Here is a 26,005-nt window from a genome sequence, read left to right on the forward strand (position 1 = left end):
GGACTTTGCACCCCTAAACAGCAGGTAAGCTATTTGTCGTTGCCTTGAAGGAAAGCCGGTCAAACGGTTCAGCCCCAAAAGGCACATGGTGGGCTTAGCTCAGTTGGCAGAGCGCCTGGTTGTGGTCCAGGAGGTCGCGGGTTCAACCCCCGTAGCTCACCCCACCGAGATTGGCTGCAGAGCCGGTTTCCACAAAGGCCGCACCGGTTATCCGGTGCGGCCTTTGCTTTTTAACCCTGAAGCGGACCTGCGCCGCTACGGACTCCAGCGATCAACAAAGGAAGAACTGACATGACCGTCCTGCCAGTCACCATTTGGGGCGAACCTGTTTTGCATCGCCGGGCCAGCGAAGTGGAGGTCTTCGACGACCAACTCCGCGTGCTGATCGCGGATATGTTCGAGACCAACGACGCCGCCAACGGGGTAGGGCTCGCAGCCCCTCAGATCGGTGTGGGCAAGCGCCTTTTCGTCTACAAGTACGCCAACGACGACGACGTTCCGGAACAGGGCGTGGTGGTCAACCCGGTACTCACCCTCTCCAAAGTCTCGGGAGCTCTCCCGGACCCTGACGAGCATGTTGAGGGTTGCTTGTCCTTCCCGGGAGAGTACTACCCGTTGCAGCGTGCTGAATGGACGCGCGTCCAGGGCTTCGACGGTGACGGCAACCCTGTGGACTTTGAAGCGACCGGCTGGTTTGCCCGGATTCTGCAGCACGAGTTCGACCACCTGGACGGCAAGCTGTACGTTAACCGGCTGGTGGACAGGTACGCAAAGAAGGCCCTCAAGCAAGCGAAGAAGCACGGCTGGGGCGTGCCCGGCCTGACGTGGATGCCCGGCGTCGATCCCGATCCTTTTGGACACTGAGCCATGACCCCGACCCCGCACACTGGACTCTTCGAACTCCTGGACATCAGCGGCGACGACGCGGAGGAGTGCACCGCCCTTCTCGCAACTCCGCCCGGCGAAGCGGTGCTGCGCGCCATGGCTGCCATGGACGAGCGGCTGGGTTCCTTTCCAGTGGACAGCATCCAGGAAGACAACCCCGACGAATCGGTCTGGATCGAAGCACTGCTCCGCTTCTCCCCCACCGTCCACGCTTATCACCTGAAGCTCGGTATCAGTCCCGAAGTCTCTGCGGCATCGCTGGCTGACATGGGACTGCAGCTCAGGATCAACCGGCGGGTCCATGGCAGGTTCGGCCTCGATACCTGGGGCTGGATGACCTTGCACATGGCAGGGAACCTGTTCAGGCTGGGCCGCCTGCAGTTCCATCTGGTCCGCAGCCCGGAGGAAACCGCTCAAGCCGGTACCCCCGCGGCTGACGGTCACTGGGTACTCGGCGTCCACATTCCAGAAGATGGCGGGCTGTCCCCCGCCTCGGTGGATGCCAGCTTGTCCGAGGCCCGCCTGTTCTTCCCCCGATACTTCCCTGATAAGCCAGCAGCCGTTGCCACGTGCGATTCGTGGATGCTGGACCCCTATCTTGCGGACCACCTGCCTGAGAGCAACATTGCCTCGTTTGCCCGGCGCTTCACGCTGGACCGTTGTTCTGAAGCCCCTACCGACGCCGTGTATTTCACCTTCCGGCAGCGCGGGCTCCAGGACCTGGACAAGCTTCCCCGGGAGACGTCACTTCAGCGGGTGGTCTTGGAGAGAATCGACGACGGCGGCACCTGGCAGTTGGGGCACGGTCACCTCGAGCTGTAGATGGTCTGTTGCTCCGGACAGGAGGAGAGGACGCCCTTCATGGCGTCCTTTTCCGCCTGTGTTACCCAGAGCTTGTACGCGGCCTTCACGGAAATTTGCCGGGCGACGTAGTGGCAGCGGAAGTTCTTGTTGGCCGGCAGCCACGTCGCAGCGTCACCCGCCCCTTTTTTGACGTTCGCAGGACCGTCGGCCGCAATCAGGTTCAAAGGATCGTTGGCGAAAGTCTGCCGCTGCTGAACGGTCAGGTGTTGTGCCCCTTTTTGCCATGCGTCCGCCAAGGCAACCACATGGTCGATTTGGACGGCCGCACTTGTTTCCTGCCCCCGCCTGAAAACCACCTGTGCCCCGGTGTAGGGTTCGTTGAAACTGCCACCGGCCACCTTGCAGGAAGATCCTTCTGTGAACTCGACAGCGGAAAGGTCACGCCGGAGGATGTCGTTCCTGGTGTCGCACCCGTTACGGTCGGCATCGGCCCAGGCCTGTCCGAAGGCCGCCCGGTCATAGTCTGATTTGGGGGCCCTGCCCTTGACCTGCAGCCGGTCCAAGGCATCGGCGGCCTTCTCGGCAGTCACCGGGGCGGCGCCGCGCACGGGTTTCATCCAGAGGGGGTTGTAAACGGGCGCTTCGCTGGGTCCTGCTACCCATGGATCTGCTGCGGAGAATTGGCCCGCGGTGAAAAACCAGGACAGCGCCGCCACGATGGTTGCGGCAGCCAAGGCGAGAATCGTCCATGCTTGCCGGGATCTGCGGCGGGCGCGTTTGTAGGCAGACCAGGTGATACTCAAGGGACTCCGTCCAGTGGGGGCAGGCATGTCCTACGAGCGTAGGACAAGGCCCCGACAGAAAGAGCCGGTATCCACAGTGTGTAGGAGAAGTCACACCGTGGGGCGGATCTCCGGGTTTATTGCTCGCGCAGCACGCGTTGGAGGTCCTCGGTTGCCAGCGCGAGGAGTGCCCGCAGTTGCTCCACCCGTTGGTCCGGGACGTCGCCGGAGGCGTTGGCCGCAACAGCCTGATCCAGGAGTTTTTGGGCTTGTTTGTGATTGGCTCGGGCTACGTCCAGTGCGTGTTCCAGTGCTGTTTCGTGCTCCAAAGTTGATTCATTTTCCATGAACCCATTTTGGTCAGGTTTCCCGGCTGATACCAGTGATTCAGCCGGGAAACCCGCGAATACTTACGGCTACTAGGCGCCGGCCGTTTCCAGAACGGCGATGGGAGCCACGACGTCGCGGGCAGGGAACGACGGCGGGTTGACGCCGGCCATTTCCTCCATGACACGGACAACCTGGCATGAGTAACCGAACTCGTTGTCGTACCAAACGTAAAGTACGAGGTTCTTGTCATTGGAGATCGTTGCCAGGCCGTCGACGATGCCTGCACGGCGCGAGCCGACGAAGTCCGTTGAGACAACATCGGGAGAATCGATGTAGTCGATCTGCTTCCGAAGATCGGAGTGCAAGGACATTTCGCGAAGGAAGTCGTTGACTTCGTCCCGGGTGGTGCCCTTTTCCAGGTTCAGGTTGAGGATTGCCATGGAAACATCCGGCGTGGGAACGCGGATGGCATTGCCGGTCAACTTGCCCTGAAGTTCCGGCAGAGCCTTGGCCACGGCCTTGGCGGCACCGGTTTCGGTGATGACCATGTTCAGCGCAGCGGAACGTCCGCGGCGATCGCCCTTGTGGAAGTTGTCAATAAGGTTCTGGTCGTTCGTGAACGAGTGCACTGTTTCCACGTGGCCGTGGATGATGCCGAACTTGTCATTGATGGCCTTGAGCACCGGTGTAATGGCGTTGGTGGTGCAGGAAGCAGCAGTGACGATCTTGTCATCGTCCGAGATGTCCTTGTGGTTGATGCCGTGGACGATGTTCTTGAGGTCGCCCTTGCCCGGAGCTGTGAGCAGGACGCGGGCAGCACCCTTGCTTTGCAGGTGCTGGGAGAGGCCCTCAGCGTCGCGCCAGCGGCCCGTGTTGTCGACTACCAGGGCGTCCTTGATTCCGTAGGCGGTGTAGTCCACCGTGGCGGGGTTGTCCGAGTAGATGACCTGGACCTGGACGCCGTTGGCAGTGATGGTGTTGGCTTCCTCGTCAACGCGGATGGTGCCCTCGAAGGAGCCGTGCACGGAGTCGCGGCGCAGCAGGCTCGCGCGCTTCACAAGATCATTCTCGGCGCCCTTGCGCACTACGATCGCACGGAGTCGAAGGCCGTGTCCGCCGCCGGCCTTTTCGATGAGGATGCGGGCCAGGAGACGGCCGATCCGGCCGAAGCCGTAAAGCACGACGTCGGTGCTGGTCCGGTCGTCAGCGCCGCGCTTGCCCACGATCTCGGCAAGTTCAGCGCGCAAGTACTCGTCCAGGGAGGCGCCATTGCCTTCTGCCCGGAACTTTTCGGTCAGGCGCGCGATGTCAATGGCTGCTGCGCCGAGTTCCAGCTCCGACAGGGCGTTCAGCAAGGGTGCGGTCTCTTCGAGCAGGAGCTCGTGGTTGCTCATCCGGCGGGCAAATCGGTGCGCCTTGAGGATGTTCATGGTGGACTTGTTGATCAGGCTGCGGCCATGGATGCTGGTGACCACGTTGTTTTCCCGGTACAGCCGGCCGATCACCGGAATCATGGCCTCGGCGAGAGCCTCCCGGCCCATCCACTTATCAAGACAAGAATCTGACGTCTGGCTCACAGAACTACCTTCCTTGGGTCAACCACATACGTCCTCGTATGCAGATGGCAGCGGCCGCCCGGAGTAGTCCTGCGGCACATGCGCCGGCGGGCTTCGGTCCACCCACAGCGCCTTGAACGAGAGCAAAGAAAATCCGCCGGCTGCGAACGCAGTCCCGGCGGCAGAACATCTACGTTCAGTAACCATTCTAGGGCGGAAGGAGGGGGCGTAGGCCGCCCAGGGGCGTGAAATCACTCACACGGCGCGTTTACGCGAGTCATAAATGGATGGGTCGACCGATACGCCGGGTTCTGTCATCCCCTACCGTTACCGGAAAGGGAGTGGCGGCCATCCATCTACGAACGCCGTTGCCGACGCCCTCCAGCAGCCTACCCGGACACTCGGGCGAGCAGCCCTCAAACGTGTCCTGTCTGGCCTTGCTCCGGGTGGGGTTTACCTAGCCTCCCCGGTCACCCAGGGAGCTGGTGGTCTCTTACACCACCGTTTCACCCTTACCTGCTGCTCCGCGATGAAAAACATCACGCAGCGCAGGCGGTCTGTTCTCTGTGGCACTGGCCTGCGGGTTACCCCGAGTGGGCGTTACCCACCACCCTGCTCTACGGAGCCCGGACGTTCCTCGAGCCACTTTCGTGACGCGCGACCGCCTGGTCGACCCATCCGTCGTCCAGTCTACCGGCGTTGGGACCGGCCAAAGTCCGGCGGTAATATCGACGGGTGCTGATTCTGCTGCCGCCTTCCGAAGGCAAGACCCCTGCCCCCAAAGGTCCCGTCATCGAGTGGGAGTCGCTGAGCTTTCCGGAGCTGAATCCTTACCGGGCAAAAGTGCTCGAGGCTTTGGGCACAGTGAGCGCACACGAGGACGCACTTTCCCTCCTGGGCGTCGGCGCCTCGTTGCGGGACGACGTCGAACGTAATACCCGGCTCCATACCGAACCGGCAGCCCCTGCGTACCAGGTGTATTCGGGCGTGCTTTACGATGCCCTGGGCTATAACAGCATGACGCCAACCCAGCGCCGTAAGGCCACTGAATCCATTCTGGTGGTGTCCGCCCTCTGGGGCGCCATCGGCTTTGGCGACCATGTGCCTGCCTACCGGCTGTCCATGGGAACGGCACTGCCCGACGTCGGACGCCTCGCCTCGTTCTGGAAGCCGCAGCTTAACGCCGCCCTCGCCTCACGTGCCGACGGCGAACTCATGGTGGATTGCCGCTCCAGCACCTATGCCGCTGCTTGGGCTCCCCCAGCCGCGCAGACGGTCAACGTCAACGTCTTCAATGAAGCCAACGGCAAGCGCACAGTGGTGAGCCACTTCGCCAAGCACACCCGCGGAGAATTGGCGCGGCACTTGATCACCCGGCGTGGCAAGGCGCCGGCAACCCCGGATCAACTCCTGAAGGCTGCCGGCGAAGTCTGGACGGCAGAACTCGTTGAGGGCACTTCCCGCAAGCCCCACGCGCTCAACATCATCCTGTCCAGCTGAGTTCGGGCCGGCCAGGTAAGGCCCTGTCAGTTCCAGTCTGCCGAACGGACCAGGATAACGCCTGAGTCCGGGCAGAACACGATGTCATCGTCCGCGGCGGCTTTGACTTCGGCGAGGTCTCCCGGGCTGAGCATCATGCCGGATCCCTCGGATTTGCCGTGGAACAGCCGGGCAGCGCCCACTCCCCTCTTGGCAATGGTCTTCTCGTATACGGCCAGGAGGCCGGCATCCAAAGCCTCCGCAAAAGCCGCGCGCTGGCCCCGCACCACCGTCTCTTCAGCAGCGATCTCTGCGATCGCCTCATCGAGTTCTGCCCGGATGCTGCCGAAGGATCCCTGGATGTCATCGACGATCACCTGCTGGGCAGCCTGGCGTTCGCGCAACGTATCCAAGCGTTCCAGGATCTCGAGCTCGACGTCTTCAAGGTCAGAGCGGCGCTTGTTCAGTGAGGCAATGTCGCTTTGGAGCGCCACCAGATCCTTGGACAGGCCGGTGCCGCTGTTGAGCCGGGTCTCGTCACGCTCAATGCGGGTGGCCACCTGCTCCACGTCGGCTTCCGCCCGGCGAAGTTCGGCCTCGGCGTCATGGACGGCAACTTTGGCTGCCCCCAGCTCGCCGTTGGCCACGTTCAGCGCATCCGTGAGGTCCGTGATCCGGGGATCCGTCTCCAGGACTTTCCGACGGCCGGCCAGCGACTTCAGCTTGGCATCCAGTCCCTGCAGTTCAAGCAATTTCAGTTGTTCTGCCGGTGCTGCTTTCGCCACGCTTACCTCCGCTTATCGATGCCGGGCCTGGAGATCAGTTCCGGCCGGACCGGCCCCATCCTGTTGAGACCGTCCGTATCCTTCTAGACTCTAGTCCCCGCCGGGAGTGAGTATGAAGTCCCAGGGATCGCTGTTGGTGCTGCTGACACGGATCTCGACGTCGTAGCCCTGGTCTGCGAGCACGTTGCCCAGCGCTTCTGCGGCGGCAGGCAGCCACAGCCACTCGCTGGCAAAGTGTGAAACGTCGATCAAATATGGCCGGCCATTGCTTGCACCCTCACGGGCTTCGGAGGCCGGGTGGTGGCGCATGTCAGCGGTCACGTATACGTCGGCATGGCTGGCACGAACGGCGTCGAACAAGCTGTCGCCGGCGCCGCCGCAGACGGCAACCCGCCGCACCAGCCCGTCCTTGTCACCGGCCACGCGGACGCCGCCGGCCACTGCAGGCAGCATTTCAAAGACCCTCGCCGCGAAATCACCGAGCGTGATGAGTTCCGGAAGGTCACCCACGCGGCCGATGCCCTCTTCAGGCAAGCCGTTGGCAGCCGGAGTCAGCGGCTCCACGTTTTCCAGTCCAAAGGCGTCAGCCAGGACGTCCGAGACTCCCCCGACTGCGGAGTCGCCGTTGGTGTGGACGGTCAGAAGGCCCGTTCCGGCCTCGATCAACCGGTGGACCGCCAAGCCCTTGGCAGAGGTGGCGGCCACGGAGTTCACCCCTTTAAGGAGCAGAGGGTGGTGGGTGATCAGCAGTCCGGCGCCCCACTCAATGGCTTCGTCGATGACAGCCAACGTGGGGTCTACTGCGAAGAGGACCTTGGTCACGGGGACGTTGGGGCGTCCCACCACCAAGCCAACTTCGTCCCAGTCCTCGGCCAGTGACTCGGGCCAGAGTTCTTCAACAGCAAGCAACACCTGGCCAAGCGTGGGGTCTCCGCCGGCGTCAACTGTTTCGTCCTCTTCAACTGCTTGGTCATCATCGACCGAATCCGCATCAGAAATACCGGTGTTTACTGCTTCCATGCTCTTATTCTTCCCTACTTCTTCCCTTCCACGGCGGATGAGGCAGTTCCGCCACCCGCAGGCCTGCCGGTTGCCGTAATTCTCCCGTAAGGTGAAGCGGGAATCATCAAGCCCTCCGATCCATTGAAGAGAACATGAAAACTTTCGTACTTGGCGGTGGCTGCTTTTGGTGCTTGGACGCCGTTTACCAGAAAACCCGCGGTGTCAGCTCAGTTGTTTCGGGCTACACGGGCGGCCACGTCCGCAATCCCGACTACTACCAGGTCTGCTCAGGAACCACGGGCCATGCCGAAGTGGTGGCCGTAACCTTCGATGAAACCGTGGTCCCCGAAGAGGTCATTCTGGACATGTTCTTTGCCCTGCATGACCCCACCACGCTGAACCGGCAAGGCTATGACGTCGGTACCCAGTACAGGTCTTCGATGTTCTACACCACCACGGAAGAAAAAGTGCTGTTCGAGGAAGCCATCGAGCGTGCCCAGGCGCTCTGGTCGGATCCGATTGTGACGGAAGTCAGCCGCCTGCCTGAGTTCCACGAGGCCGAGGAAGTCCACCAGAATTACTACGCCAAATTCCCCTATCAGGGTTACTGCCAGGTGATTATTAACCCGAAGCTGGCCAAGGCCCGGAAATATTACTCTGCATGGCTTACTGCTTAGCGGTGTTTCGATCCGGCTGGTTAGGCTGACCTCAGCATTCCCTCTTCAGAGATAGGCGAAATTTTCATGGCTAGGATCTACGACGACGTCACGCAGCTGGTCGGCCGCACACCGCTGGTCCGCTTGAACCGGCTTACCGAAGGCCTTGACGCCACGGTTGCCGTCAAGCTTGAGTTCTACAACCCGGCCAACAGCGTCAAGGACCGCATCGGTGTGGCCATCATTGACGCTGCCGAGAAGTCCGGCGCTTTGAAGCCCGGCGGAACCATCGTCGAAGGCACCTCCGGCAACACCGGCATCGCACTGGCCCTGGTGGGCGCAGCCCGCGGCTACAAGGTCATCCTGACCATGCCGGAGACCATGTCCACCGAGCGCCGCGTCATGCTGCGCGCCTACGGTGCCGAAATCGTTCTCACGCCCGGATCCGAAGGCATGCGCGGCGCGGTGGAGAAGGCCCAGGAAATCGTCGCCAACACCGAGAACTCCATTTGGGCGCAGCAGTTTGCCAATGAGGCCAACCCGGCAATCCACCGCACCACCACTGCCGAGGAAGTCTGGGAAGACACCGACGGTGAAGTGGACATCTTTGTTGCAGGCGTGGGCACCGGCGGCACCATCACCGGCGTCGGGCAGGTCCTCAAGGAACGCAAGCCGGGCGTGCAGATCGTGGCTATCGAACCCAAGGACTCCGCGATCCTGAACGGTGGCGCTCCGGGTCCCCACAAGATCCAGGGAATCGGCGCCAACTTTGTTCCGGAAATCCTGGACACCAACGTCTACGACGAAGTCCTGGACGCCACGCTGGAAGATTCCGTCCGTGTTGCCCGTGAACTCGGCGCCCGTGAAGGCATCCTCGGTGGCATCTCCTCCGGTGCGATCGTGTGGGGTGCCCTCGAACTGGCCAAGCGCCCCGAGAACGCCGGCAAGTTGATTGTCGCTGTTGTCTGCGACTTTGGAGAGCGTTACATCTCCACTGTGCTGTTCGACGACATCCGCGGCTGAGACAACGCCTGCAAACCTTCACTTCCTGTAGAAAGGTCTTTGTGAGCTTCTTCGCAAGGCTTAAGGAAGACCTCGACGCCGCCCGGTCACACGACCCGGCGGCTCGAGGCTCTTTCGAGAACTTTTTCGCATATTCCGGCCTGCACGCCATCTGGGCCCACCGAGTGACGCACCGGCTGTGGCAGAATCCGGCGCTCCGTTTTCCGGCGCGCCTGATCTCCCAGCTGGCAAGGTTCCTGACGGGCATCGAGATCCATCCTGGTGCCACCATTGGCCGCCGGTTCTTCATCGACCACGGGATGGGTGTAGTGATCGGAGAAACCGCCGAAATCGGCGAGGACGTGATGATCTATCACGGCGTAACACTTGGCGGCCGTTCGCTGGCCAAAGTCAAGCGGCACCCCACCATCGGCGACCGCGTCACCATCGGCGCAGGCGCAAAAGTCCTGGGTCCCATCACTATCGGTGCCGGCAGCGCAATCGGTGCCAACGCCGTGGTGGTCAAGGACGCGCCACCGGAGTCCATCATCACGGGCATACCTGCCACCTGGCGGCACCGCGACGCGAGGTCCGAAACCAAGCCCGCCGTGGATCCCGCGGAGTACTACATCGAATACCGGATCTAGCCCGCCAGCCTTCTGTAGAAATTCCAGAAGACAGCATCGAACGCACGGTCCGGAAGAATCCTTCGCATTGCCAGGACGCTCCAGGCTCCCCTGCCCACCGGGTAGCGGGTCCTGGGGCGTTTTGCCGTTGCGGCCCGAACGATGGCGTTGGCAACAACCCGTGCCGGGGTCGACAACACGTGGCCCTCTCCCGATGTGGACGCCAAAGCAGCAGCCACAACATGAGCCTGCTGCTGATAAGGCCCGTCGCCGGACGTAGCCAGCAGGCTCTCCCCGGCAATGGTGCCCCATTCACTGTTGGTCCCTGACGGTTCGATGATAACGACGTCGATGCCGTGCGGCTTCAGTTCCAGGCGCAGGGCGTCGCTCATGCCTTCGACGGCGAATTTGGTTCCGTGGTACCAGGCGCCCAATGGTTCGTAGATTTTTCCGCCTATGGACGTGACATTGATGATCCTGCCGGAGCCGGCGGCACGCATCCCTGGGATCACGAGCTGGGTCATCCTGGCCAGGCCCATGACGTTGACGTCGAATTGACGCCTGCCCTCGGCAATCGGTACTTCCTCGAGGGATCCGTAGGAGCCATAACCCGCGTTGTTGACCAGCACATCGATGTGCCCGTGGGCCGCTTCCACCAGTGCCACCGCCGACGCCATGGATTCCTCCGAGGTGACATCCAAGGACATGACCATGATGCCGTGGCGTTTCAGTGGTTCCATCTTCTCCACGCGGCGCGCGCCGGCGTATACCGTGAATCCGGCCGCACTCAGGGCGATGGCTGTGTCAAAGCCAATTCCTGTGGAGGCCCCGGTGACCACCGCAATACGGGATGCCATGGCGGTTCTCCTTCTTTCGCGTACGGCAAAGGCCGGCCCTCCCCAGCTTAACGGGGATGGACCGGCCTTTGACGGGACGGTGATGCTAGTGGGTGTCGACCGCCGAGATCTCGGACTTGTCTTCGCCCCACAGTGTGTGGAACGTACCCTCGGTGTCCACACGGCCGTAGGTGTGTGCTCCGAAGAGGTCGCGCTGGCCCTGGATCAGGGCAGCGGCAACGCGCTTGCGGCGCAGGCCGTCGTAGTAGGCCAGCGAGGAGGAGAACACCGGTACCGGGATGCCCAACTGGACTGCGGTGGCCACGACGCGGCGCCACGCCGGGAGTGCCTCGGCGATGGCCTTGGTGAACGCCGGCGCGAACAGCAGGTTGGCGGGCTTCTCTTCCGCGGCATATGCCTTGGTGATGTCCTTGAGCAGTTCTGCACGGATGATGCAGCCTGCACGCCAGAGCGAAGCGATCTCATCCAGCTTGAGGTCCCAGCCGTACTCCTTGGCTGCAGAGGTCAGCATGTCCAGGCCCTGGGCGTAGGAGACCAGCTTGGAGGCGTACAGTGCCTGGCGGACGTCCTCGACGAAGGTCTCGGGGATTTCCACGGAGGCTTCTTCGCCGGCGAGCAGTTCCTGGCCAAGCTTGCGCTGCTCGGTCTGGGAGGACAGTGCGCGGGCGAAAACGGACTCGGCGATGCCGGAGACCGGGGAGCCGAGTTCCAGGGCGGAGATGACCGTCCAGCGGCCCGTGCCCTTCTGGCCTGCGGCATCGACGACGACGTCCACGAACGGCTTGCCCGTCTTGGCGTCAACGTGTCCCAGGACCTCAGCGGAAATTTCGATCAGGAAGGAGGACAGATCGCCCTTGTTCCATTCTGCGAAGATCTTGGACTGCTCGGCGGGCTCGATGCCTGCACCGGAGCGGAGGAGGTCGAATGCTTCACCGATGACCTGCATGTCGGCGTATTCAATGCCGTTGTGGACCATCTTGACGAAGTGGCCGGCACCGTCGGTGCCGATCCAGGCGCAGCAGGGTTCGCCGTCGACCTTGGCGGAAATCTTCTCCAGCAGCGGGCCGAGGGCGTCGTAGGACTCGCGGGAGCCGCCGGGCATGATGGATGGGCCGTTAAGGGCGCCTTCTTCGCCACCGGATACACCGACGCCGACAAAGTGGAGATCCTTCTTTGCCAGCGCGGCCTCGCGGCGGCGGGTGTCCTCGTAGTGCGAGTTGCCGGCGTCGATGATGATGTCACCGGCTTCAAGCAGCGGTTCGAGCTGTTCGATCACGTTGTCAACAGGAGCACCTGCCTTGACCATAATGAGGACGCGACGGGGCTTTTCGAGGGAATCGACGAGCTCCTGCAGCGTTTCCGTGCGGATGAAGTCGCCATCCGTGCCGTGCTTTTCGAGCAGGGCGTCAGTCTTTTCCACGGAGCGGTTGTGGAGAGCCACGGTGAAGCCGTTGCGGGCGAGGTTGCGGGCCAGGTTGGCGCCCATCACCGCAAGGCCGGTGACACCGATGTGTGCTGACATCAAAACTCCAATTCGTTCGTGTACAAACAGTCCTGCCGTGCCCCCCTGGGGGCACACAGGAAGCGATTTCAAAACCAGGGGCTGTAATAAACCATACGTATTAAAACCTAGGGCGGGAAAGCGGTGCCCACGTTATGGAAGCTCCCCGCGTCATAAACAGTCTATGATGAGCGCCCGGATCCACCCGTGCATGCGACGCCGGGTCCTGCACGCAGGCGACCCGTGCGCCACTATGCTTACCTCTATGTCGACCAGCCTCCACCACCGCGCCGTTGAGCATTTGGGAACCCGGATTGTGGGTGGCGCCCTGCCAACCGGACATGTGATGTTGGCGGAGCACTTGGAAGACGAACTCAAAGTGTCCCGCTCGGTAGTACGGGAAGCTGTGCGCGTCCTGCAGTCGCTGGGCCTCGTGGAGACCATCAAGCGGGTGGGCATTCGGGTCCTTCCTGCGCACCGGTGGAATCCTTTCGATCCCTTGGTGATTCGTTGGCGGCTGGCAGGCGAAGGGCGTGGCGCCCAGTTGCGGTCTCTCGCAGAGCTGCGTTCCGCCGTCGAGCCCGTTGCTGCAGAACTTGCCGCAGGCAATGCACCGGAAAGCCTCCGCCAAGAGCTGGTGGGTATTTCTTTGGCCATGAAGGAAGCCGGCGACGCCGGCGATATGGCCAGGTTCTTGGACCTTGACATCCGTTTCCACGCCCTGGTGCTGTCCGGCTCGGGCAACGAAATGTTCGCCAACCTCATTGGCCAGGTCACCGAGACACTCACCGGACGTACGGTGCACGGACTTATGCCTGAACACCCCCAGAAGCAGGCGTTGCAGTGGCACATGGACGTCGCCCACGCGATCGACGCCGGAGACGGTTCCCTGGCGCGGGACGCGGCGGCAAAGATCATGCGGCAGACCATAGCGGAGCTGGCACCCAGCTGGGATGACCAGCCCCGCGTCTTCGTGCCTGTGTCCAAAAACTAGCCGGCAGTTATCCGAAGTTCAGCAGGACCTTGCCGGATTCGGCGGAGTTCCTGGCTACCTCAAAGGCTTCCAATCCGTGGGCGAGGTCAAATTTGTGCGTCACCACGGGCTCCACGAACAGCGACCCATCGGCTAAAGCAGTAATAACGTCGTCTATTTCGTCATTGAAGCGGAACGAGCCGAGCAGTTCCAACTCGCGGGTGATGGCCAGGGAGATGAACACCGGTTGCGGTCCTGACGGCAGCAGGCCAACCATCACTACCTTGCCGCCGCGCGTGGCTCCCTTGATGGCCGAGGCCAGTCCGTAATGGCTTCCCGAGGACTCAATAACGACGTCGGCATCCACTGCCGCTATGGCCTCCGCTTCATCGCCCTTGAGGACTTCATCCGCGCCAACAGCGCCGGCGATTTCCAGCGGCTTGTCATGCATGTCGACAGCGACGATCCTGGCCGCGCCGGCACGCTTGAGGACTGCGACGGCAAGGGCGCCGATCGGGCCACTGCCGATCACCAGGGCCGTCTTGCCCTTGACGTCGCCCGCGCGGGCGACTGCGTGCCATGCAACACTGGCCGGTTCGACGAGCGCAGCGGTGCGAAGGTCCAGGTTTTCCGGCAGCGGGCGGAGCATCCTGGAGGGCAGGTTGGCGTAGCGGCTGAACGCGCCGCCCGTATGCGGATGCCGGGCAGCACTGCCCAAGTACGTGCAGCCAGGGGAGAGGTTCGGCCGGTCTTCCGGATACCTGGCGTCCCCAGGGGCCGGCGTCGCTGGATGGACGGCCACCGGCGTTCCCACGCCAGGGCCGGAACCATCGGCGGCCTGCTGGACCACCACTCCCACAATCTCGTGCCCGAGGACCATGGGTTCTTTGAGGATCGACTCCCCTGCCGCACCATGCAACCAGTAATGAAGGTCTGAACCGCAGATCCCGCCGTAGGCAATCTCCACGATCGCTTCCCCGGTAGCCGGTGCGGTCAACGGGATGTCTTCGATCCGGAGATCGCCCTTTCCATGGGCAACCACAGCGGGCCCGAAAGCCGGAAGAGTGATGTTCATCAGACCACCACCGTCATTCCGCCGTCGACGAAGATCGTCTGGCCGTTGACGAAGTTGGACGCTTGGGAGGCAAGCCACACCACGGGTCCGGCAAGATCGGCCACCGTCCCCCACCGGTTGGCCGGTGTGCGGCCCAGTATCCAGGAGTTGAAGTCGGAATCATCCACCAGGTTCTGCGTCATTTCCGTGTGGATGTACCCCGGCGCGATGCCGTTGATCTGCAAACCGGACGCGGCCCACTCAGCAGTCATGGCGCGGGTCAGGTTCCGGAGGCCGCCCTTGGCAGCCACATACGGTGCGATGGTTGGCCGGGCAAGGTCCGTCTGGACCGAACAGATATTGATGATCTTCCCTTGTCCCCGGGGGATCATGTGCCGTGCGGCTTCCCTGCCTACCAGGAATGCACTGGTCAGGTCCGTGGTGATCACCCGGTCCCAATCCTTGACGTCCAGGTCGAGCATGGGAACGCGGTGCTGGATCCCGGCGTTGTTCACCAGGATCTCCAGTGGGCCAACGTTCTCCTCCACCCAGGCAACTCCCGCAGCAGCGGACGCAGCGTCCGTAACGTCGAAGGCGCGGCTGTGCACCCGGGCCGCCGGATAATCCACCGCCATGGCTTGATGGGCCGCTTCAAGCCGCTCCGGATTGATGCCATTGAGCACAACCGTAGCGCCGGCATCGGCCAGGCCCCTGGCCAACGCGTTACCAATCCCCCTGCTCGAACCAGTGACCAAGGCAACCCGCCCTGTCAGATCAAAAAGTCCACTCATCTTTTGTTCTTCATTCCTTCTGTGGTTGCGCCGGTTCAGTTGGTGTTCGCCGACGCTGCGTGCGCCCGGCTCAGGTTTGCGATGGTTTGGCGGACTACGGCGAGGTCCTGGTCGCCGAGGCCCTGGCGTTTGAGTTCTGCGTAGAGTTCAATCGCGGCTGCAGCCATGGGAACGGCGGAACCAACGGCTTCCGCGCTGGACACCACGAAGCCAAGGTCCTTGTGCATGAACTTGGCCGGACCGGTAGGTACGTAGTCCTTGGCGGCCAGTCGTGGACCAACGATGTCCAGAACCCGGCTTCCCGCCAGCCCGCCGGACAGGACGTCAAAGAGGGCTCCCACTTCCATACCGGACCGTTCGGCGAGTTCGGCGGCTTCGGCGAGCGCCGCCGTCGTGGTTCCGACAATCAGTTGGTTGCACGCCTTGGCGAGGGATCCTGCTCCCAGTGGTCCCATCCGACGAACGGTGGTCCCCATGGCGCCCAGCAGTGGTTGCAGCGTTTGGAAACCGGATTCGGTGGCTCCGACCATGATGGCCAGTGTCCCGTTTTGCGCACCGGCTGTGCCTCCACTGACCGGCGCGTCCATCACCACGGCGTTGCCACTGCTTGCCTCATGGAGTGTCGTACCGAACTGCTGTACCGCTGTTGGCGAGACACTGCTCATAATCACGACGGCGGTGCCGGGCTTTGGCGGTTGGTTCCGCCATGAGCCAAGCAGGTCCTCGGCGGCGCCTTCAATGAACGGCAGGTCCGGGAGCATGAAGATGATGGCGTCCTCGTCACGGAGTTCCGCGACGCTTGCTGCGCGACGAACGCCGGTCAGCCCTTCGAAGGCCGCATCGGATCGGTTCCAGCCCGTGACGGACCAGCCGGCTTTGGCGATGTTGGCGGCCATGGGTGCGCCCATGAGTCCCAGGCCCACGAAGCCCACTCGGTGACTGATCATGGAAGGTAACACCTCACTTCTTTGTGGTCATCTTTAGGAATTCTGTTCAATATCCTAGCCGCCATTCAGTATGATGAACACCATGACGACTGATGAACTTACCATCGCCATCGCTGTGCCGCTCGAAGCAGAGCACGTAGAGCTGATCCGCGCTGTAGATCCCTCTGTAACAGTTCTCTACGAACCCGATCTGCTGCCCCCCGAGCGGTTTCCTGCCGATCACGCAGGCGATCCCGACTTCAAGCGCACGCCCGAGCAGGAGGAGCGCTACTGGTCCCTGCTGAACCGGGCGCAGGTTCTCTACGGCTTCCCCAATGAAAGCCCCGCCGGGCTGGCACGCATCGCTGCCAGCAACCCCCACCTGCAGTGGATCCACGCCATGGCCGCCGGCGCAGGCGGAGCAGTTAAAGCCTCAGGCCTGGACACCGAAACCCTGCAGAAGTTCCGCGTCACCACATCCGCAGGCGTCCACGCGCTGCCGCTGGCAGAGTTCTCCGCGTTCGGCATCCTCAACGGATTCAAGCGCAGCGCAGAGATGGCACAAGACCAAGCCGCCAAGTTCTGGCCCGGGCTCCGCACCCCCACCAAATTGGCCAACGGCTCCAAGGTGGTCATTGCCGGGCTCGGTGAGATCGGCATGGAGACGGCACGCATCGCACGCGCCCTGGGCATGAAGGTCAGCGGAACCAAGCGCAACGTCGAAGCCATCGATGGGATTGATGAGGTCACCGGCAACGATGGACTTCCCGGACTGCTGGCAGGCGCCGACGCAGTGGTCAACACCCTCCCCGGCACTCCTTACACGGAGAAGCTGTTCAACAGGGACATTTTCGCTGCCATGAAACCCGGCACAGTCTTCGTCAATGTGGGCCGCGGAACAGTGGTGGACGAGGACGCATTGCTCGAAGCACTCGACAACGGTCAGGTCTCCTACGCTTGCCTTGATGTCTTCGCCGTGGAGCCGCTCCCCCAGGACAGCCCCCTGTGGAGCCACCCCCGGGTACTGGTGTCTCCGCACACCTCCGCCCTGAGCTCTGCGGAGAACCGCCTCATCGCCGAACGGTTCTGCAGCAACCTCCGCACGTTCCTGGCCGGCGGCGAACTGCCCCACCTGGTGGATCCCGTCCACTTCTACTAGGCCCCGCAGCCACCCGCGGTGGCTGCCGGCTTCAGACATACGTTCCTGCAATGGGCACGGCCAAGGGCAACCATGGCCGTGCCTATTGTCGTACCGGCTGAGGTAGCATCGCCCCATGGCAGACTCGGAGAGTCTTCAACGCTTCACCGTGCGCCTGTTTCCGGACTACGGGGACACGGCGCTCTGGCTTGACGGTCCCATCGACTACTCCCTCACGAGGCTGCCTGAAGGCCTGGTGCATGAGCTCCTGGACTGGGAACAGTTCTACTACGAGTCTCTGACACGCGATTTCACCTGGAAGTCAGCGGAGACTGCTGCCAGATACACCGCTGAAGGTCATCGCCTGGCCCAGCGAGTGGCGGACGAACTCGGCGATGGTTATGAAGTTGAGTTCTGGCCCTCTGAAGAAAATGCCCGGCCGCACCGGTTTTGCGGCACCAGGGCCCCCAACCCGCAGGTAGTTGCTGCCTTCGATGCCCTTGCAGCTGCGGCACACGCAGAAAAGGAGCGAATCGCGCGTTCTTTGGCCTACGCCCCACCCGGAACAGGCACCGGATGGTTCGCAATCTCTCCCCTGTCAGGCAGCGTTTTCAGGCCGATGCAGGCAGAACAGGAATAGTTCGGCAAGCGCCAGTTCCCTGCAAAACAGCGTGGCACCCTCCGTGTGGAGGGTGCCACGCTGTGTTTGTGGTGCCGGGACGCTACTTGGCGTCTTCGGTGCTGACGAGATCGCGGCCCGCCGTCTCCGGAGTGAAGAAGGTGGTGACGAAGGAGATGAGCGCCAGGACCAGGGAGTAGATGGCCAGCACCCACCACGAGTGGTTGGTGGCCGCCAGCATGAGCGCACCCAGCAGGGGTGCGAGTCCGCCGGCCAGGACGGCTGAGATTTCCCGGCTCATGGCCACACCGGTAAAGCGGTACTGGGAGCCGAACAGCTCCGGCAGCAGCGGGCACTGGGGGCCCAGCATCGACTGGACGCCGATGGCGATGCCCACGGACATGACAACCCACACCAGAGTGACGTTGCCCAGGGTGACCAGGTAGAAGGCAGGAACCGCAATGATGGCTTGGAACAGGGCCCCGTAGCGGTACACCGGAACGCGGCCGAACCTATCGGACAGCGCGCCGAACGTCACCACCAGGACCGCAGCGAACCCAGCGGCGATCAGCAAGCCCACCGGACCGATCGAGTTGTTTCCGGCAAAGACGCCTGCCGGCATGCTCATGAACGACACCAGCAGGGCCGAGTAGATCGATGAATTGCCGTTTTCGCCCATACGGAGCCCGATGCCCAGGAGCACATTCTTCTTGGAGTGCTTCCACAGCGCACTGATGGGGTTCTTGACCACATTCTTGTGCTTCTCCAACTCCTGGAAGGCAGGCGTTTCCTTGAGCTTGAGGCGAATGAAGATGGCCACCGCGATCAGGATGAAGCTGGCCAGGAAGGGCACCCGCCACAGCCAGCCCTGCAGGACGGCCTTGTCAGCCATGGCAATCAAAGCAAAGGTTCCCGCGCCGAGGAGGGTACCCAGTTGGATGCCCACGAAAGGCAATGATGCGAAGAAACCACGACGACGGCGCGGAGCTACTTCGGAAATCAACGTAGTGGCGCCGGCCTGTTCTGCGCCTGCGCCAAGGCCCTGGATGATCCGCAAGGTCACCAGCAGGACAGCCCCGAGCATTCCGGCCTGCTCGAAGGTCGGAAGCAACCCAATAGCGAAGCTTGCCGTACCCATCAAGGCAATGGTCAGGATCAAGACCATCTTGCGGCCAAACCTGTCGCCGATGTAGCCAAAGATCAACCCGCCGAAGGGCCGCGCCGCGAATCCAACGCCATAGGTGGCGAAGGAGGCGATCAGAGCACCCTCCGGGCCCAGGGGGGAAAAGAACAATGGGCCAAAGATCAGCGCGGAAGCCAATCCGTAAATGTAGAAATCGTAGTACTCCAAGGCTGAGCCTACGGAGCTGGCCAAGGTAGCCCTGCGCAGCTGTTCCGGCTCAACAACAGCATCGTCAGCATCAGCTGCGAGCCGTTCATTAGTACGAGTTATCACAAGCACTCCCTCAAAATCACCCCAGGCCCCCGTTGGCCCGGCGAGATAGCGATGGCATCACCGCCAAGATCACTATGATGAACAGCGTACAGCTTGTTGAACTCGCTGCCAAGGTTGTAATCAGATTTATTTATGGCGTCCCAGGGAGATAAGGGATTAGCCCATCGGGTTACCCAGTGATCGCGCCAACTCCTTGAGTTCCTTGACCATCAAGGCGCCCTGCTCCTCGGAGTAGGTGGCCTTCAGCGCAGTCACCGAAAGTCCCAAACTGGGACCGTGGGCTCCATGCGTAGGGACGGGCACAGCGAGGCAGACCACACCCACCGTCGACTCCTCATCTTCGAAGGCGAACCCCTGCTTCCGGATGGCAGCTATTTGGGACTTGAGTTCCTCTGCGGTGCGAAGTGAGTTGGCAGTCATGACCGGCAGTTCCATGCCGTCAGGGAACATCGATTCAATGTCGTGATCATGCAGTTGCGCCAGCAGGGCTTTGCCAACGCTGCAAAGGGAGACCGGCATCTTGTCGCCAATATTAGAGGTCAACCTCACCGCAGGATGCCCCTCATAGCGGGCCAGGTAGATGACGTGGTCGCCGTCGAGCATGGCGATGCGCACCGTCTCACCCGAGAGGGTAGGCGCCTGCTCGCAGTATTTGTAGAACTCCTGGACCTCGTCGAGCCGGCTCAGGTAGGCGGCGCCCAGCTCCACCAGTTTCCGCCCCAAGGCAAAGTCGGCGCCCTGCCTGGTAATGAGGCGGGCTTCCTCAAGCGCCAGCAAGAGATTGGACGTGGACGATTTGGGGATGCCAAGTTCGCGGGAAAGATCACTCAGCGTCAGCCGACCCGACGGAGATCCTGCAAGCGCCTCAAGAACCGCTGCTGCGCGGGTCACGGCAGGGGCAGGCGACGAAGCACCCAGCCCCTCGGAACGGGTGGTGCGGGAATCGGCCATGATTCTCCTTTGTCAGAACTCTCTCATCGCGTTCATTCAGCTGAACACTTCCCATCATAGTGTGTCGCCCTGCTGCCACCATGAGGCAAGACCCAACCGGTTCTTCGACACGTTCCTGCCGCTTGGCATGCTCAGCTTTCCAAACCGAAAAGTTCTCTGTATATTCATTTTCGAGCTCTCCACCGCGGCATCCCCCAATAGTCGCGGTGGAGAGCTCATCCATTTCCCGGGGAACCTAGGCCGCGGCCACTTCTTCGCCCCTGAGGCACCAACCTCCTCCGGCACCGTCCCGCATTAGCTCCCACGTAGCAATGCCGGACCGGATATTGCTTCCCAAGCGAACCTGAACCTGCCAGATCTCCACATCAACGCGGCCTTGCCCCCTCGGCATTCGCCGTGACTGCTCCCACCATGGGACGCGCTCAAACCAACGCACAGGCTCGACCACGATCCGCCATTCCCGATTGCCCCTCACCACCACCGCGGGCGTGCCCTGCGTGCTGCTGCGGATATATACGTGCTCCATGGAGAAAAATCCTAGAAGCCGGCCCTGACATTAAAGGGTTGTGGAGAACGTGGCCTTCGCGCGAAAAAACCCCGCCACTGCCAGCCAAAGGCTTGGAGTGACGGGGTTTCCATCGGTGGGTCCTACCGGGATCGAACCGATGACATCCACGGTGTAAACGTGGCGCTCTACCAGCTGAGCTAAAGACCCATTGTGCGGTTTCAGTGCCTCAGCGCTTCAACCAACGAACAACGACTCTACATGATCAATCGGGAGAAACACCAATCGGCGGATTCGCGCCTGGAAGATCCGGCAAATTCCGTGCCAAATAGTCCAAGGCGCCGCTGACTCCGAGCTCGAGTTTCAGGGTGGCATAGCTGTCACCCCGGGTGGCTCCCCGATTGATGATGACTACCGGCTTTTCGGCCTTGGCAGCGTGGCGCACGAAGCGCAGCCCGCTCTGCACGGTCAGCGACGAGCCTGCTACGAGGAGTGCCTCCGCTTGATCAACCATGGCGTAGGCGCGCTCAACGCGGTCCTTGGGAACGTTTTCGCCGAAATAGACGAAGTCGGGCTTAAGTATCCCTCCGCACCTGGGACACACCGCCATGATGAACGAGGTGATGAGCTCCGGATCCTCAACCGTTGCATCAGCATCCGGAGCCATTTCCACGAGCCCGGACTCCAGGGCGGCTTCAAGGAACCCTGGATTGATCTCCTCAAGGATCGCTGCAATGAGCCGCCTGCTGAATATATGGCGGTTCTCCAGACAGACCACCTGGTCAAAGCGCCCGTGCAAATCCACCACATTGACGCTGCCGGCGTCCTCGTGGAGCCTGTCGACGTTCTGAGTGATGAGGCCGGACAGGAGGCCCCGGCGCTCCATCAGCGCGACCGCGGCGTGTCCGGCGTTGGGGTCGGCATGCCTCAAGTGGGACCACCCAAGATGATTCCGGGCCCAATAGCGCCTGCGGTTGGCCTCGCTGCCGATGAACTCCTGGAAGGTCATGGGATTCCGGGGTGCAGAACCTGGCCCTCGATAATCCGGAATACCGGAGTCGGTGCTGAGTCCGGCGCCCGTCAGCACCGCCAGACGCTTTCCACCCATGGCCTCTACAGCCTTCCTGACTGACAGAAGCTCATCGGGATCAAGCTGCGCCGCCGGCGCAGGAGCCATGCTGGCAAAACCAGTCATTCCCACGCCGGGCCGGCCGGCACTCATGCTTGCTGCTGATCGAGCGCCGTGAGCGCGAGGCGGTATTCAGCCAAGTCCCTCGCTTGTCCACGTGGATTGACGACGACGTACCGGATGATCCCCGCGGCGTCGATGATGAACGTTCCCCGCAGAGCCATACCACTGACGTCGTCGAAAACCCCATAGGACCTTGCCACCGCCCCATGGGGCCAAAAATCGGCCAGGAGGTCAAATCCATAGCTTTCCTGGTGGGCGTAAGCGCGCAGGGTGAATTTACTGTCCACGGAGACCGCAAGTACCACGGCGTTCGAATCCTCGAACGCCGAAATGTTGTCGCGAATCTCACAGAGTTCACCGGTGCAGATCCCGGAGAACGCGAAGGGGTAGAACACCACAACTACGTTGCGGCCCCGGTAATCCGACAGGCGGACAGGCTCGCCAAACTGGTTTACGAGCTCAAAGTCCGGCGCAGTTTGGCCCGGCTGCGGTACAACCGCAGGCGCCGGCGCCAGTCGGACATCGGTCACTTGTTCTTCTTCGGCACCAGTCGGGTGGCGCTCCAGTCTTTCGACACCCCGGCAGAGGTGGTGAGGTGCAACCCGGACGTGGGGGCCGCATCCTGGATATCAGCCGGAGAAACATAGTTGTCACGGCCTGACTTAGGGGTCATCACCCAGACAACTCCGCCTTCCTTCAGCGTGGTGAGCGAATCCATGAGGGCATCAACAAGATCGCCGTCGCCATCCCGCCACCAAAAGACAACGGCATCTACTACGTCGTGGTCGTCTTCATCCAACAGCTCAGAGCCCGTCACATCTTCAACGTCATCACGCAAGTCGAAGTCGACGTCGTCGTCGTAGCCGCGCTCCTGAATCAGATCCCCATCTTTGAAACCCATTCGTTCCGCCACATTTACCGATGTGGCGGCGTCGGCCTCGCTCACGTTTCCTCCTTTTGAAGTGACTTCCATTACTAACAGCCAACACCCTTTGGGCGTGTGCTTCAAGCCATTGTCCCTGCCACGGGCCACATTCCGCATTCCCCGGGGTGTTTCGGGGCTGTGACACTCACGTGCTTTCCGTCACGCAGGCCGGCGGGGTGTGACATACAACGCCCTTCAGGGCCCACGGCTACGCATCCCAGCGCAGTGAAAGCTAGAGTGGCCATGAGCGCTCTGGCTGCAGGGCGATCGCCCCGCAGAATTCTACTGGGCAGCCAAGCGCTCACAAGACCTGCCCGGCGCATCCGACCGGGCTGTTGAAACCGAAATGTCGCACACGACGCGTTCACGACGGGCAGTTACCCTGCCAGACCTGAGGCGCCGATGCATGCGCCTAAAGGAAGGTTGGACGTGGCTGCAGGAGAAGAGACCTCACACATCCTCAGCGGGTTGACTGCCCAGCTGCCTGATCGTGATCCGGAAGAGACCGCGGAGTGGATTGAGTCCCTTGATGCGTTGATCGCGGAGCAGGGTACCGAGCGTGCCCAGTACATTATGCGTTCGTTGCTTCAGCGTGCCGGCGCGAGGTCGGTGGGTGTGCCGATGGTGACGACCACTGATTATGTGAACACGATCCCGGTGGACCAGGAAGCGCCGTTCCCGGGGAACGAGGAGTTCGAGCGCCGGTATCGTGCGTACATGCGGTGGAATGCCGCGGTCATGGTCCACCGTGCGCAGCGTTCCGATATTGGTGTGGGCGGGCATATTTCCACCTATGCCGGGGCCGCGACGTTGTATGAGGTGGGGTTCAACCACTTCTTCCGCGGCAAGGACCACCCCTCCGGCGGGGACCAGGTGTTCTTCCAGGGCCATGCTTCCCCTGGCATGTACGCCCGGGCGTTCATGGAAGGCCGTCTGACCGAGGAGGATTTGGACGGGTTCCGTCAGGAGAAGTCCAAGGCCGGCCATGCGTTGTCTTCGTACCCGCACCCGCGCCTGATGCCGGATTTCTGGGAGTTCCCGACCGTGTCGATGGGTATCGGCCCGATGAACGCGATCTACCAGGCCCAGTCCAACCGGTACCTGCAGAACCGTGGCATCAAAGACACCTCGGACCAGCAGGTCTGGGCGTTCCTCGGTGACGGGGAAATGGACGAGCCCGAGTCCCGTGGTTTGCTCCAGCTCGCCGCGAACGAGAACCTGGACAACCTGAACTTCGTGATCAACTGCAACCTCCAGCGCCTGGACGGACCGGTCCGCGGCAACGGCAAAATCATGCAGGAACTCGAAGCGTTCTTCCGCGGTGCGGGCTGGAACGTGATCAAGGTCGTTTGGGGCCGGGAATGGGATTCCCTGCTGGAAGCAGACCAGGACGGGGCGTTGGTGAAAATCATGAACGAAACCCCCGATGGTGACTACCAAACCTACAAAGCCGAGTCCGGCGGGTTCGTGAGGGAACACTTCTTCGGCAAATCCCCGCAGACCAAGGACATGGTCGCGGATTTGGACGACGAACAGATCTGGGGCCTCAAACGCGGCGGCCACGACTACCGCAAGGTCTACGCCGCGTACAAGGCCGCGACCGAGTTCAAGGGCAAACCCACCGTGATCCTGGCCAAAACGGTCAAGGGCTACGGACTGGGCCCGCACTTCGAAGGCCGCAACGCCACCCACCAGATGAAGAAACTGACCATGGAAGACCTCAAAGCCTTCCGTGACCACCTCCGCATCCCCATCAGCGATGACCAACTCGACGCTGACCTCTACCGGCCCCCGTACTACCACCCCGGCATGGACGCCCCCGAAATCAAGTACCTCATGGAACGCCGGGCCGAGCTCGGCGGGTTCGTCCCCGAACGCCGCCGCAAACACACCGAGGTCACCTTGCCCGACGCGAAGTCCTACGACGTGGCCAAGCGCGGATCCGGGAAACAACAAGCCGCCACCACCATGGCCTTCGTCCGTTTGCTCAAGGACCTGATGCGGGACAAGAACTTCGGCGCCCGGTTTGTGCCCGTCGTCCCGGACGAATCCCGGACCTTCGGGATGGACGCGTTCTTCCCGACCGCGAAAATCTACAACCCCAAAGGCCAGAACTACCTCTCCGTGGACCGCGACCTCGTCCTGGCCTACAAAGAATCCCCCGCCGGACAACTGATCCACCCCGGCATCAACGAAGCCGGCGCCGTCGCAGCCTTCACCGCCGCCGGGACCGCCTACGCCACCCACGGCGAACCCCTCGTCCCGATCTACGTGTTCTACTCCATGTTCGGCTTCCAACGCACCGGCGACTCCTTCTGGGCCGCAGCCGACCAAATGACCCGCGGCTTCATCATCGGCGCCACCGCAGGACGGACCACCCTCACCGGCGAAGGACTCCAACACGCCGACGGACACTCCCCCCTCCTGGCCTCCACCAACCCCGCCGTGAAAACCTACGACCCCGCCTACGGCTACGAAATCGGCCACATCATCCGCCACGGCCTCGAAGAAATGTACGGCGAGGCCTCCGAGGACCACAACGTGATGTACTACCTCACCGTCTACAACGAGCCCATCACCCAACCCGCGGAACCAGAAAACCTGGACATCAACGGACTCCTCAAAGGCATCTACAAACTCGCAGACGCCCCCACCGCGGACGGCACCAACACAGCGAACCGCCCCACCGCGAACATCCTCGCCTCCGGCGTGTCCGTGCCCTGGGCCCTCGAAGCCCAACGGATCCTCGCCGAAGACTGGAACGTCGCCGCCGAAGTCTGGTCCGTGACCTCCTGGAACGAACTCCGACGCGACGGACTCGCCGCCGAAGAACACGCCTTCCTCAACCCCGGCCAACCCGCCCGCACCCCGTTCATCACCGAACAACTCGCCGGCCACACCGGACCCGTCATCGCCGTCACCGACTACATGAAAGCCGTCCCCGACCAAATCCGCCAATTCATCCCCAACGACTTCGCCTCCCTCGGAGCAGACGGCTTCGGCTTCTCCGACACCCGCCAAGCCGCACGCCGCTACTTCAAAAACGACACCCACTCCATCGTCGCCAAAACCCTCCAACTCCTTGCCGCCAAGGGAGAAGTTGAAGAAGGTGCCTTGGAGAAGGCCATCGAGAAGTACCGGCTCCTGGATGTGAATGCCGGCACCACCGGCGGAGCAGGCGGAGACGCCTAACAACCGCAGGAAAACCCT

The 26,005-nt window shown here is 62.1% G+C and carries 26 protein-coding genes, 2 tRNA genes and 1 other RNA gene; 11 read left to right on the forward strand and 18 right to left on the reverse strand.

The genetic code is table 11. The features are described 5' to 3' along the window. Window positions 1-88: 88 nt before the first annotated feature. The 3 genes from AYX22_RS12560 (at window position 89) to AYX22_RS12570 (ending at window position 1,707) form a co-directional block, all read left to right on the forward strand. Window positions 89-164: transfer RNA gene (locus tag AYX22_RS12560), tRNA-His, on the forward strand. Between the two features lie 127 nt (window positions 165-291). Next, window positions 292-864 (forward strand): peptide deformylase, encoded by a 573-nt coding sequence (def, locus tag AYX22_RS12565; protein ID WP_207593761.1) that lies wholly within the window; start codon window positions 292-294, stop codon window positions 862-864. Between the two features lie 3 nt (window positions 865-867). Continuing rightward, window positions 868-1,707 carry an acyltransferase domain-containing protein gene (locus tag AYX22_RS12570; RefSeq protein ID WP_207593762.1) on the forward strand — a complete coding sequence of 280 codons (840 nt, stop codon included), beginning with the start codon at window positions 868-870 and terminating at the stop codon, window positions 1,705-1,707. Here AYX22_RS12570 and AYX22_RS12575 read toward each other — a convergent pair. The 4 genes from AYX22_RS12575 to rnpB all read right to left on the reverse strand — a co-directional run bounded on the left by AYX22_RS12575 (window position 1,692) and on the right by rnpB (window position 5,034). Further along, window positions 1,692-2,492: an HNH endonuclease family protein gene (locus AYX22_RS12575; RefSeq protein WP_207593763.1), complete on the reverse strand. Its 801-nt coding sequence runs from the start codon at window positions 2,490-2,492 to the stop codon at window positions 1,692-1,694. The genes AYX22_RS12570 and AYX22_RS12575 overlap by 16 nt on opposite strands. 116 nt (window positions 2,493-2,608) lie before the next feature. Continuing rightward, entirely contained in the window at window positions 2,609-2,818 is a 210-nt protein-coding gene (locus AYX22_RS12580; RefSeq protein WP_207593764.1) for a hypothetical protein, read from the reverse strand. 72 nt (window positions 2,819-2,890) lie between these two features. After that, window positions 2,891-4,342, reverse strand: a complete 1,452-nt coding sequence (locus tag AYX22_RS12585) for a glyceraldehyde-3-phosphate dehydrogenase (protein WP_242703633.1) — start codon at window positions 4,340-4,342, stop codon at window positions 2,891-2,893. Between the two features lie 299 nt (window positions 4,343-4,641). Further along, window positions 4,642-5,034, reverse strand: an RNA gene (rnpB, locus tag AYX22_RS12590) — RNase P RNA component class A. A 58-nt stretch (window positions 5,035-5,092) separates the two neighbouring features. On the opposite strand from rnpB, the gene AYX22_RS12595 reads away from it, so the two are divergent. Beyond that, a complete protein-coding gene (locus AYX22_RS12595) occupies window positions 5,093-5,857 on the forward strand; it encodes a peroxide stress protein YaaA (protein WP_207593766.1) in 765 nt (254 codons plus the stop codon). A 26-nt stretch (window positions 5,858-5,883) separates the two neighbouring features. Here AYX22_RS12595 and AYX22_RS12600 read toward each other — a convergent pair whose 3' ends face one another. Further along, window positions 5,884-6,621, reverse strand: a complete 738-nt coding sequence (locus tag AYX22_RS12600; protein ID WP_207593767.1) for a C4-type zinc ribbon domain-containing protein — start codon at window positions 6,619-6,621, stop codon at window positions 5,884-5,886. A 90-nt stretch (window positions 6,622-6,711) separates the two neighbouring features. Next, entirely contained in the window at window positions 6,712-7,641 is a 930-nt protein-coding gene (locus AYX22_RS12605; RefSeq protein ID WP_207593768.1) for a Nif3-like dinuclear metal center hexameric protein, read from the reverse strand. A 134-nt stretch (window positions 7,642-7,775) separates the two neighbouring features. Here AYX22_RS12605 and msrA point away from each other — a divergent pair, with 134 nt between their 5' ends. The 3 genes from msrA to epsC all read left to right on the forward strand — a co-directional run bounded on the left by msrA (window position 7,776) and on the right by epsC (window position 9,928). Next, on the forward strand, window positions 7,776-8,300 hold the full coding sequence (gene msrA, locus AYX22_RS12610) for a peptide-methionine (S)-S-oxide reductase MsrA (protein WP_089595334.1): 525 nt from the start codon (window positions 7,776-7,778) through the stop codon (window positions 8,298-8,300). A 66-nt stretch (window positions 8,301-8,366) separates the two neighbouring features. After that, entirely contained in the window at window positions 8,367-9,302 is a 936-nt protein-coding gene (cysK, locus tag AYX22_RS12615; protein WP_017200618.1) for a cysteine synthase A, read from the forward strand. A 41-nt stretch (window positions 9,303-9,343) separates the two neighbouring features. Next, window positions 9,344-9,928: a serine O-acetyltransferase EpsC gene (gene epsC / locus AYX22_RS12620; RefSeq protein WP_011775089.1), complete on the forward strand. Its 585-nt coding sequence runs from the start codon at window positions 9,344-9,346 to the stop codon at window positions 9,926-9,928. Here epsC and AYX22_RS12625 read toward each other — a convergent pair. Then, window positions 9,925-10,764, reverse strand: coding sequence for an oxidoreductase (locus AYX22_RS12625; protein ID WP_207593769.1), 840 nt, complete (start codon window positions 10,762-10,764; stop codon window positions 9,925-9,927). The genes epsC and AYX22_RS12625 overlap by 4 nt on opposite strands. 85 nt (window positions 10,765-10,849) lie before the next feature. Further along, complete coding sequence (gene gndA, locus AYX22_RS12630; protein ID WP_014922062.1) at window positions 10,850-12,286, reverse strand: NADP-dependent phosphogluconate dehydrogenase; 1,437 nt, start codon at window positions 12,284-12,286, stop codon at window positions 10,850-10,852. Window positions 12,287-12,530: 244 nt separating this feature from the next. On the opposite strand from gndA, the gene AYX22_RS12635 reads away from it, so the two are divergent. Beyond that, window positions 12,531-13,259, forward strand: a complete 729-nt coding sequence (locus tag AYX22_RS12635; RefSeq protein WP_089595337.1) for an FCD domain-containing protein — start codon at window positions 12,531-12,533, stop codon at window positions 13,257-13,259. Window positions 13,260-13,266: 7 nt separating this feature from the next. Here the strand turns inward: AYX22_RS12635 and AYX22_RS12640 are convergent, their stop codons facing one another. Genes AYX22_RS12640 through AYX22_RS12650 form a run of 3 tightly spaced genes read right to left on the reverse strand, consistent with a single transcriptional unit; the run spans window position 13,267 to window position 16,030 of the window. Then, a complete protein-coding gene (locus tag AYX22_RS12640; protein ID WP_207593770.1) occupies window positions 13,267-14,313 on the reverse strand; it encodes an L-idonate 5-dehydrogenase in 1,047 nt (348 codons plus the stop codon). Next, the gene (locus AYX22_RS12645) at window positions 14,313-15,083 is read right to left on the reverse strand and encodes an SDR family oxidoreductase (RefSeq protein WP_207593771.1); all 771 of its coding nucleotides are present in this window, start codon (window positions 15,081-15,083) and stop codon (window positions 14,313-14,315) included. The genes AYX22_RS12640 and AYX22_RS12645 overlap by 1 nt, the downstream gene beginning before the upstream one ends. Before the next feature lie 35 nt (window positions 15,084-15,118). Then, entirely contained in the window at window positions 15,119-16,030 is a 912-nt protein-coding gene (locus AYX22_RS12650) for an NAD(P)-dependent oxidoreductase (protein WP_207593772.1), read from the reverse strand. Window positions 16,031-16,100: 70 nt separating this feature from the next. On the opposite strand from AYX22_RS12650, the gene AYX22_RS12655 reads away from it, so the two are divergent. Continuing rightward, window positions 16,101-17,168, forward strand: coding sequence for a D-2-hydroxyacid dehydrogenase (locus tag AYX22_RS12655; RefSeq protein WP_207593773.1), 1,068 nt, complete (start codon window positions 16,101-16,103; stop codon window positions 17,166-17,168). 115 nt (window positions 17,169-17,283) lie between these two features. Further along, window positions 17,284-17,787 carry a hypothetical protein gene (locus tag AYX22_RS12660; protein ID WP_207593774.1) on the forward strand — a complete coding sequence of 168 codons (504 nt, stop codon included), beginning with the start codon at window positions 17,284-17,286 and terminating at the stop codon, window positions 17,785-17,787. Window positions 17,788-17,869: 82 nt separating this feature from the next. Here AYX22_RS12660 and AYX22_RS12665 read toward each other — a convergent pair whose 3' ends face one another. The 7 genes from AYX22_RS12665 to AYX22_RS12695 all read right to left on the reverse strand — a co-directional run bounded on the left by AYX22_RS12665 (window position 17,870) and on the right by AYX22_RS12695 (window position 22,816). After that, window positions 17,870-19,228 (reverse strand): MFS transporter, encoded by a 1,359-nt coding sequence (locus tag AYX22_RS12665; RefSeq protein WP_207593775.1) that lies wholly within the window; start codon window positions 19,226-19,228, stop codon window positions 17,870-17,872. Window positions 19,229-19,378: 150 nt separating this feature from the next. Beyond that, on the reverse strand, window positions 19,379-20,173 hold the full coding sequence (locus AYX22_RS12670; protein WP_089595344.1) for an IclR family transcriptional regulator: 795 nt from the start codon (window positions 20,171-20,173) through the stop codon (window positions 19,379-19,381). Window positions 20,174-20,408: 235 nt separating this feature from the next. Then, complete coding sequence (locus tag AYX22_RS12675) at window positions 20,409-20,699, reverse strand: hypothetical protein (protein ID WP_207593776.1); 291 nt, start codon at window positions 20,697-20,699, stop codon at window positions 20,409-20,411. A 116-nt stretch (window positions 20,700-20,815) separates the two neighbouring features. Next, window positions 20,816-20,888: transfer RNA gene (locus AYX22_RS12680), tRNA-Val, on the reverse strand. A gap of 55 nt (window positions 20,889-20,943) precedes the next feature. Then, window positions 20,944-21,900 (reverse strand): NAD-dependent protein deacetylase, encoded by a 957-nt coding sequence (locus tag AYX22_RS12685; protein WP_207593777.1) that lies wholly within the window; start codon window positions 21,898-21,900, stop codon window positions 20,944-20,946. Continuing rightward, complete coding sequence (locus tag AYX22_RS12690; protein ID WP_207593778.1) at window positions 21,897-22,400, reverse strand: peroxiredoxin; 504 nt, start codon at window positions 22,398-22,400, stop codon at window positions 21,897-21,899. Before AYX22_RS12690 ends, AYX22_RS12685 begins: the two co-directional genes overlap by 4 nt. After that, window positions 22,397-22,816 (reverse strand): DUF3052 domain-containing protein, encoded by a 420-nt coding sequence (locus tag AYX22_RS12695; RefSeq protein ID WP_207593779.1) that lies wholly within the window; start codon window positions 22,814-22,816, stop codon window positions 22,397-22,399. The genes AYX22_RS12690 and AYX22_RS12695 overlap by 4 nt, the downstream gene beginning before the upstream one ends. A gap of 381 nt (window positions 22,817-23,197) precedes the next feature. Here AYX22_RS12695 and aceE point away from each other — a divergent pair, with 381 nt between their 5' ends. Further along, window positions 23,198-25,987 carry a pyruvate dehydrogenase (acetyl-transferring), homodimeric type gene (aceE, locus tag AYX22_RS12700; protein ID WP_207593780.1) on the forward strand — a complete coding sequence of 930 codons (2,790 nt, stop codon included), beginning with the start codon at window positions 23,198-23,200 and terminating at the stop codon, window positions 25,985-25,987. Window positions 25,988-26,005 lie beyond the last annotated feature (18 nt).

The sequence above is a fragment of the Arthrobacter sp. D5-1 genome (genome assembly GCF_017357425.1).
GTDB lineage: Bacteria > Actinomycetota > Actinomycetes > Actinomycetales > Micrococcaceae > Arthrobacter.

Coding starts and splice junctions, on each gene's coding strand:
- AYX22_RS12580 (WP_207593764.1), bottom strand. CDS start 2,818: ATGGAAAATGAATCAACTTTGGAGCACGAAACAGCACTGGAACACGCA.
- AYX22_RS12605 (WP_207593768.1), bottom strand. CDS start 7,641: ATGGAAGCAGTAAACACCGGTATTTCTGATGCGGATTCGGTCGATGAT.
- gndA (WP_014922062.1), bottom strand. CDS start 12,286: ATGTCAGCACACATCGGTGTCACCGGCCTTGCGGTGATGGGCGCCAAC.
- def (WP_207593761.1), top strand. CDS start 292: ATGACCGTCCTGCCAGTCACCATTTGGGGCGAACCTGTTTTGCATCGC.
- AYX22_RS12625 (WP_207593769.1), bottom strand. CDS start 10,764: ATGGCATCCCGTATTGCGGTGGTCACCGGGGCCTCCACAGGAATTGGC.
- AYX22_RS12660 (WP_207593774.1), top strand. CDS start 17,284: ATGGCAGACTCGGAGAGTCTTCAACGCTTCACCGTGCGCCTGTTTCCG.
- AYX22_RS12675 (WP_207593776.1), bottom strand. CDS start 20,699: ATGGAGCACGTATATATCCGCAGCAGCACGCAGGGCACGCCCGCGGTG.
- AYX22_RS12650 (WP_207593772.1), bottom strand. CDS start 16,030: ATGATCAGTCACCGAGTGGGCTTCGTGGGCCTGGGACTCATGGGCGCA.
- AYX22_RS12645 (WP_207593771.1), bottom strand. CDS start 15,083: ATGAGTGGACTTTTTGATCTGACAGGGCGGGTTGCCTTGGTCACTGGT.
- AYX22_RS12635 (WP_089595337.1), top strand. CDS start 12,531: ATGTCGACCAGCCTCCACCACCGCGCCGTTGAGCATTTGGGAACCCGG.
- msrA (WP_089595334.1), top strand. CDS start 7,776: ATGAAAACTTTCGTACTTGGCGGTGGCTGCTTTTGGTGCTTGGACGCC.
- aceE (WP_207593780.1), top strand. CDS start 23,198: ATGCATGCGCCTAAAGGAAGGTTGGACGTGGCTGCAGGAGAAGAGACC.
- AYX22_RS12640 (WP_207593770.1), bottom strand. CDS start 14,313: ATGAACATCACTCTTCCGGCTTTCGGGCCCGCTGTGGTTGCCCATGGA.
- cysK (WP_017200618.1), top strand. CDS start 8,367: ATGGCTAGGATCTACGACGACGTCACGCAGCTGGTCGGCCGCACACCG.
- AYX22_RS12655 (WP_207593773.1), top strand. CDS start 16,101: ATGATGAACACCATGACGACTGATGAACTTACCATCGCCATCGCTGTG.
- AYX22_RS12685 (WP_207593777.1), bottom strand. CDS start 21,900: ATGAGTGCCGGCCGGCCCGGCGTGGGAATGACTGGTTTTGCCAGCATG.
- AYX22_RS12670 (WP_089595344.1), bottom strand. CDS start 20,173: ATGGCCGATTCCCGCACCACCCGTTCCGAGGGGCTGGGTGCTTCGTCG.
- AYX22_RS12585 (WP_242703633.1), bottom strand. CDS start 4,342: ATGGGCCGGGAGGCTCTCGCCGAGGCCATGATTCCGGTGATCGGCCGG.
- AYX22_RS12570 (WP_207593762.1), top strand. CDS start 868: ATGACCCCGACCCCGCACACTGGACTCTTCGAACTCCTGGACATCAGC.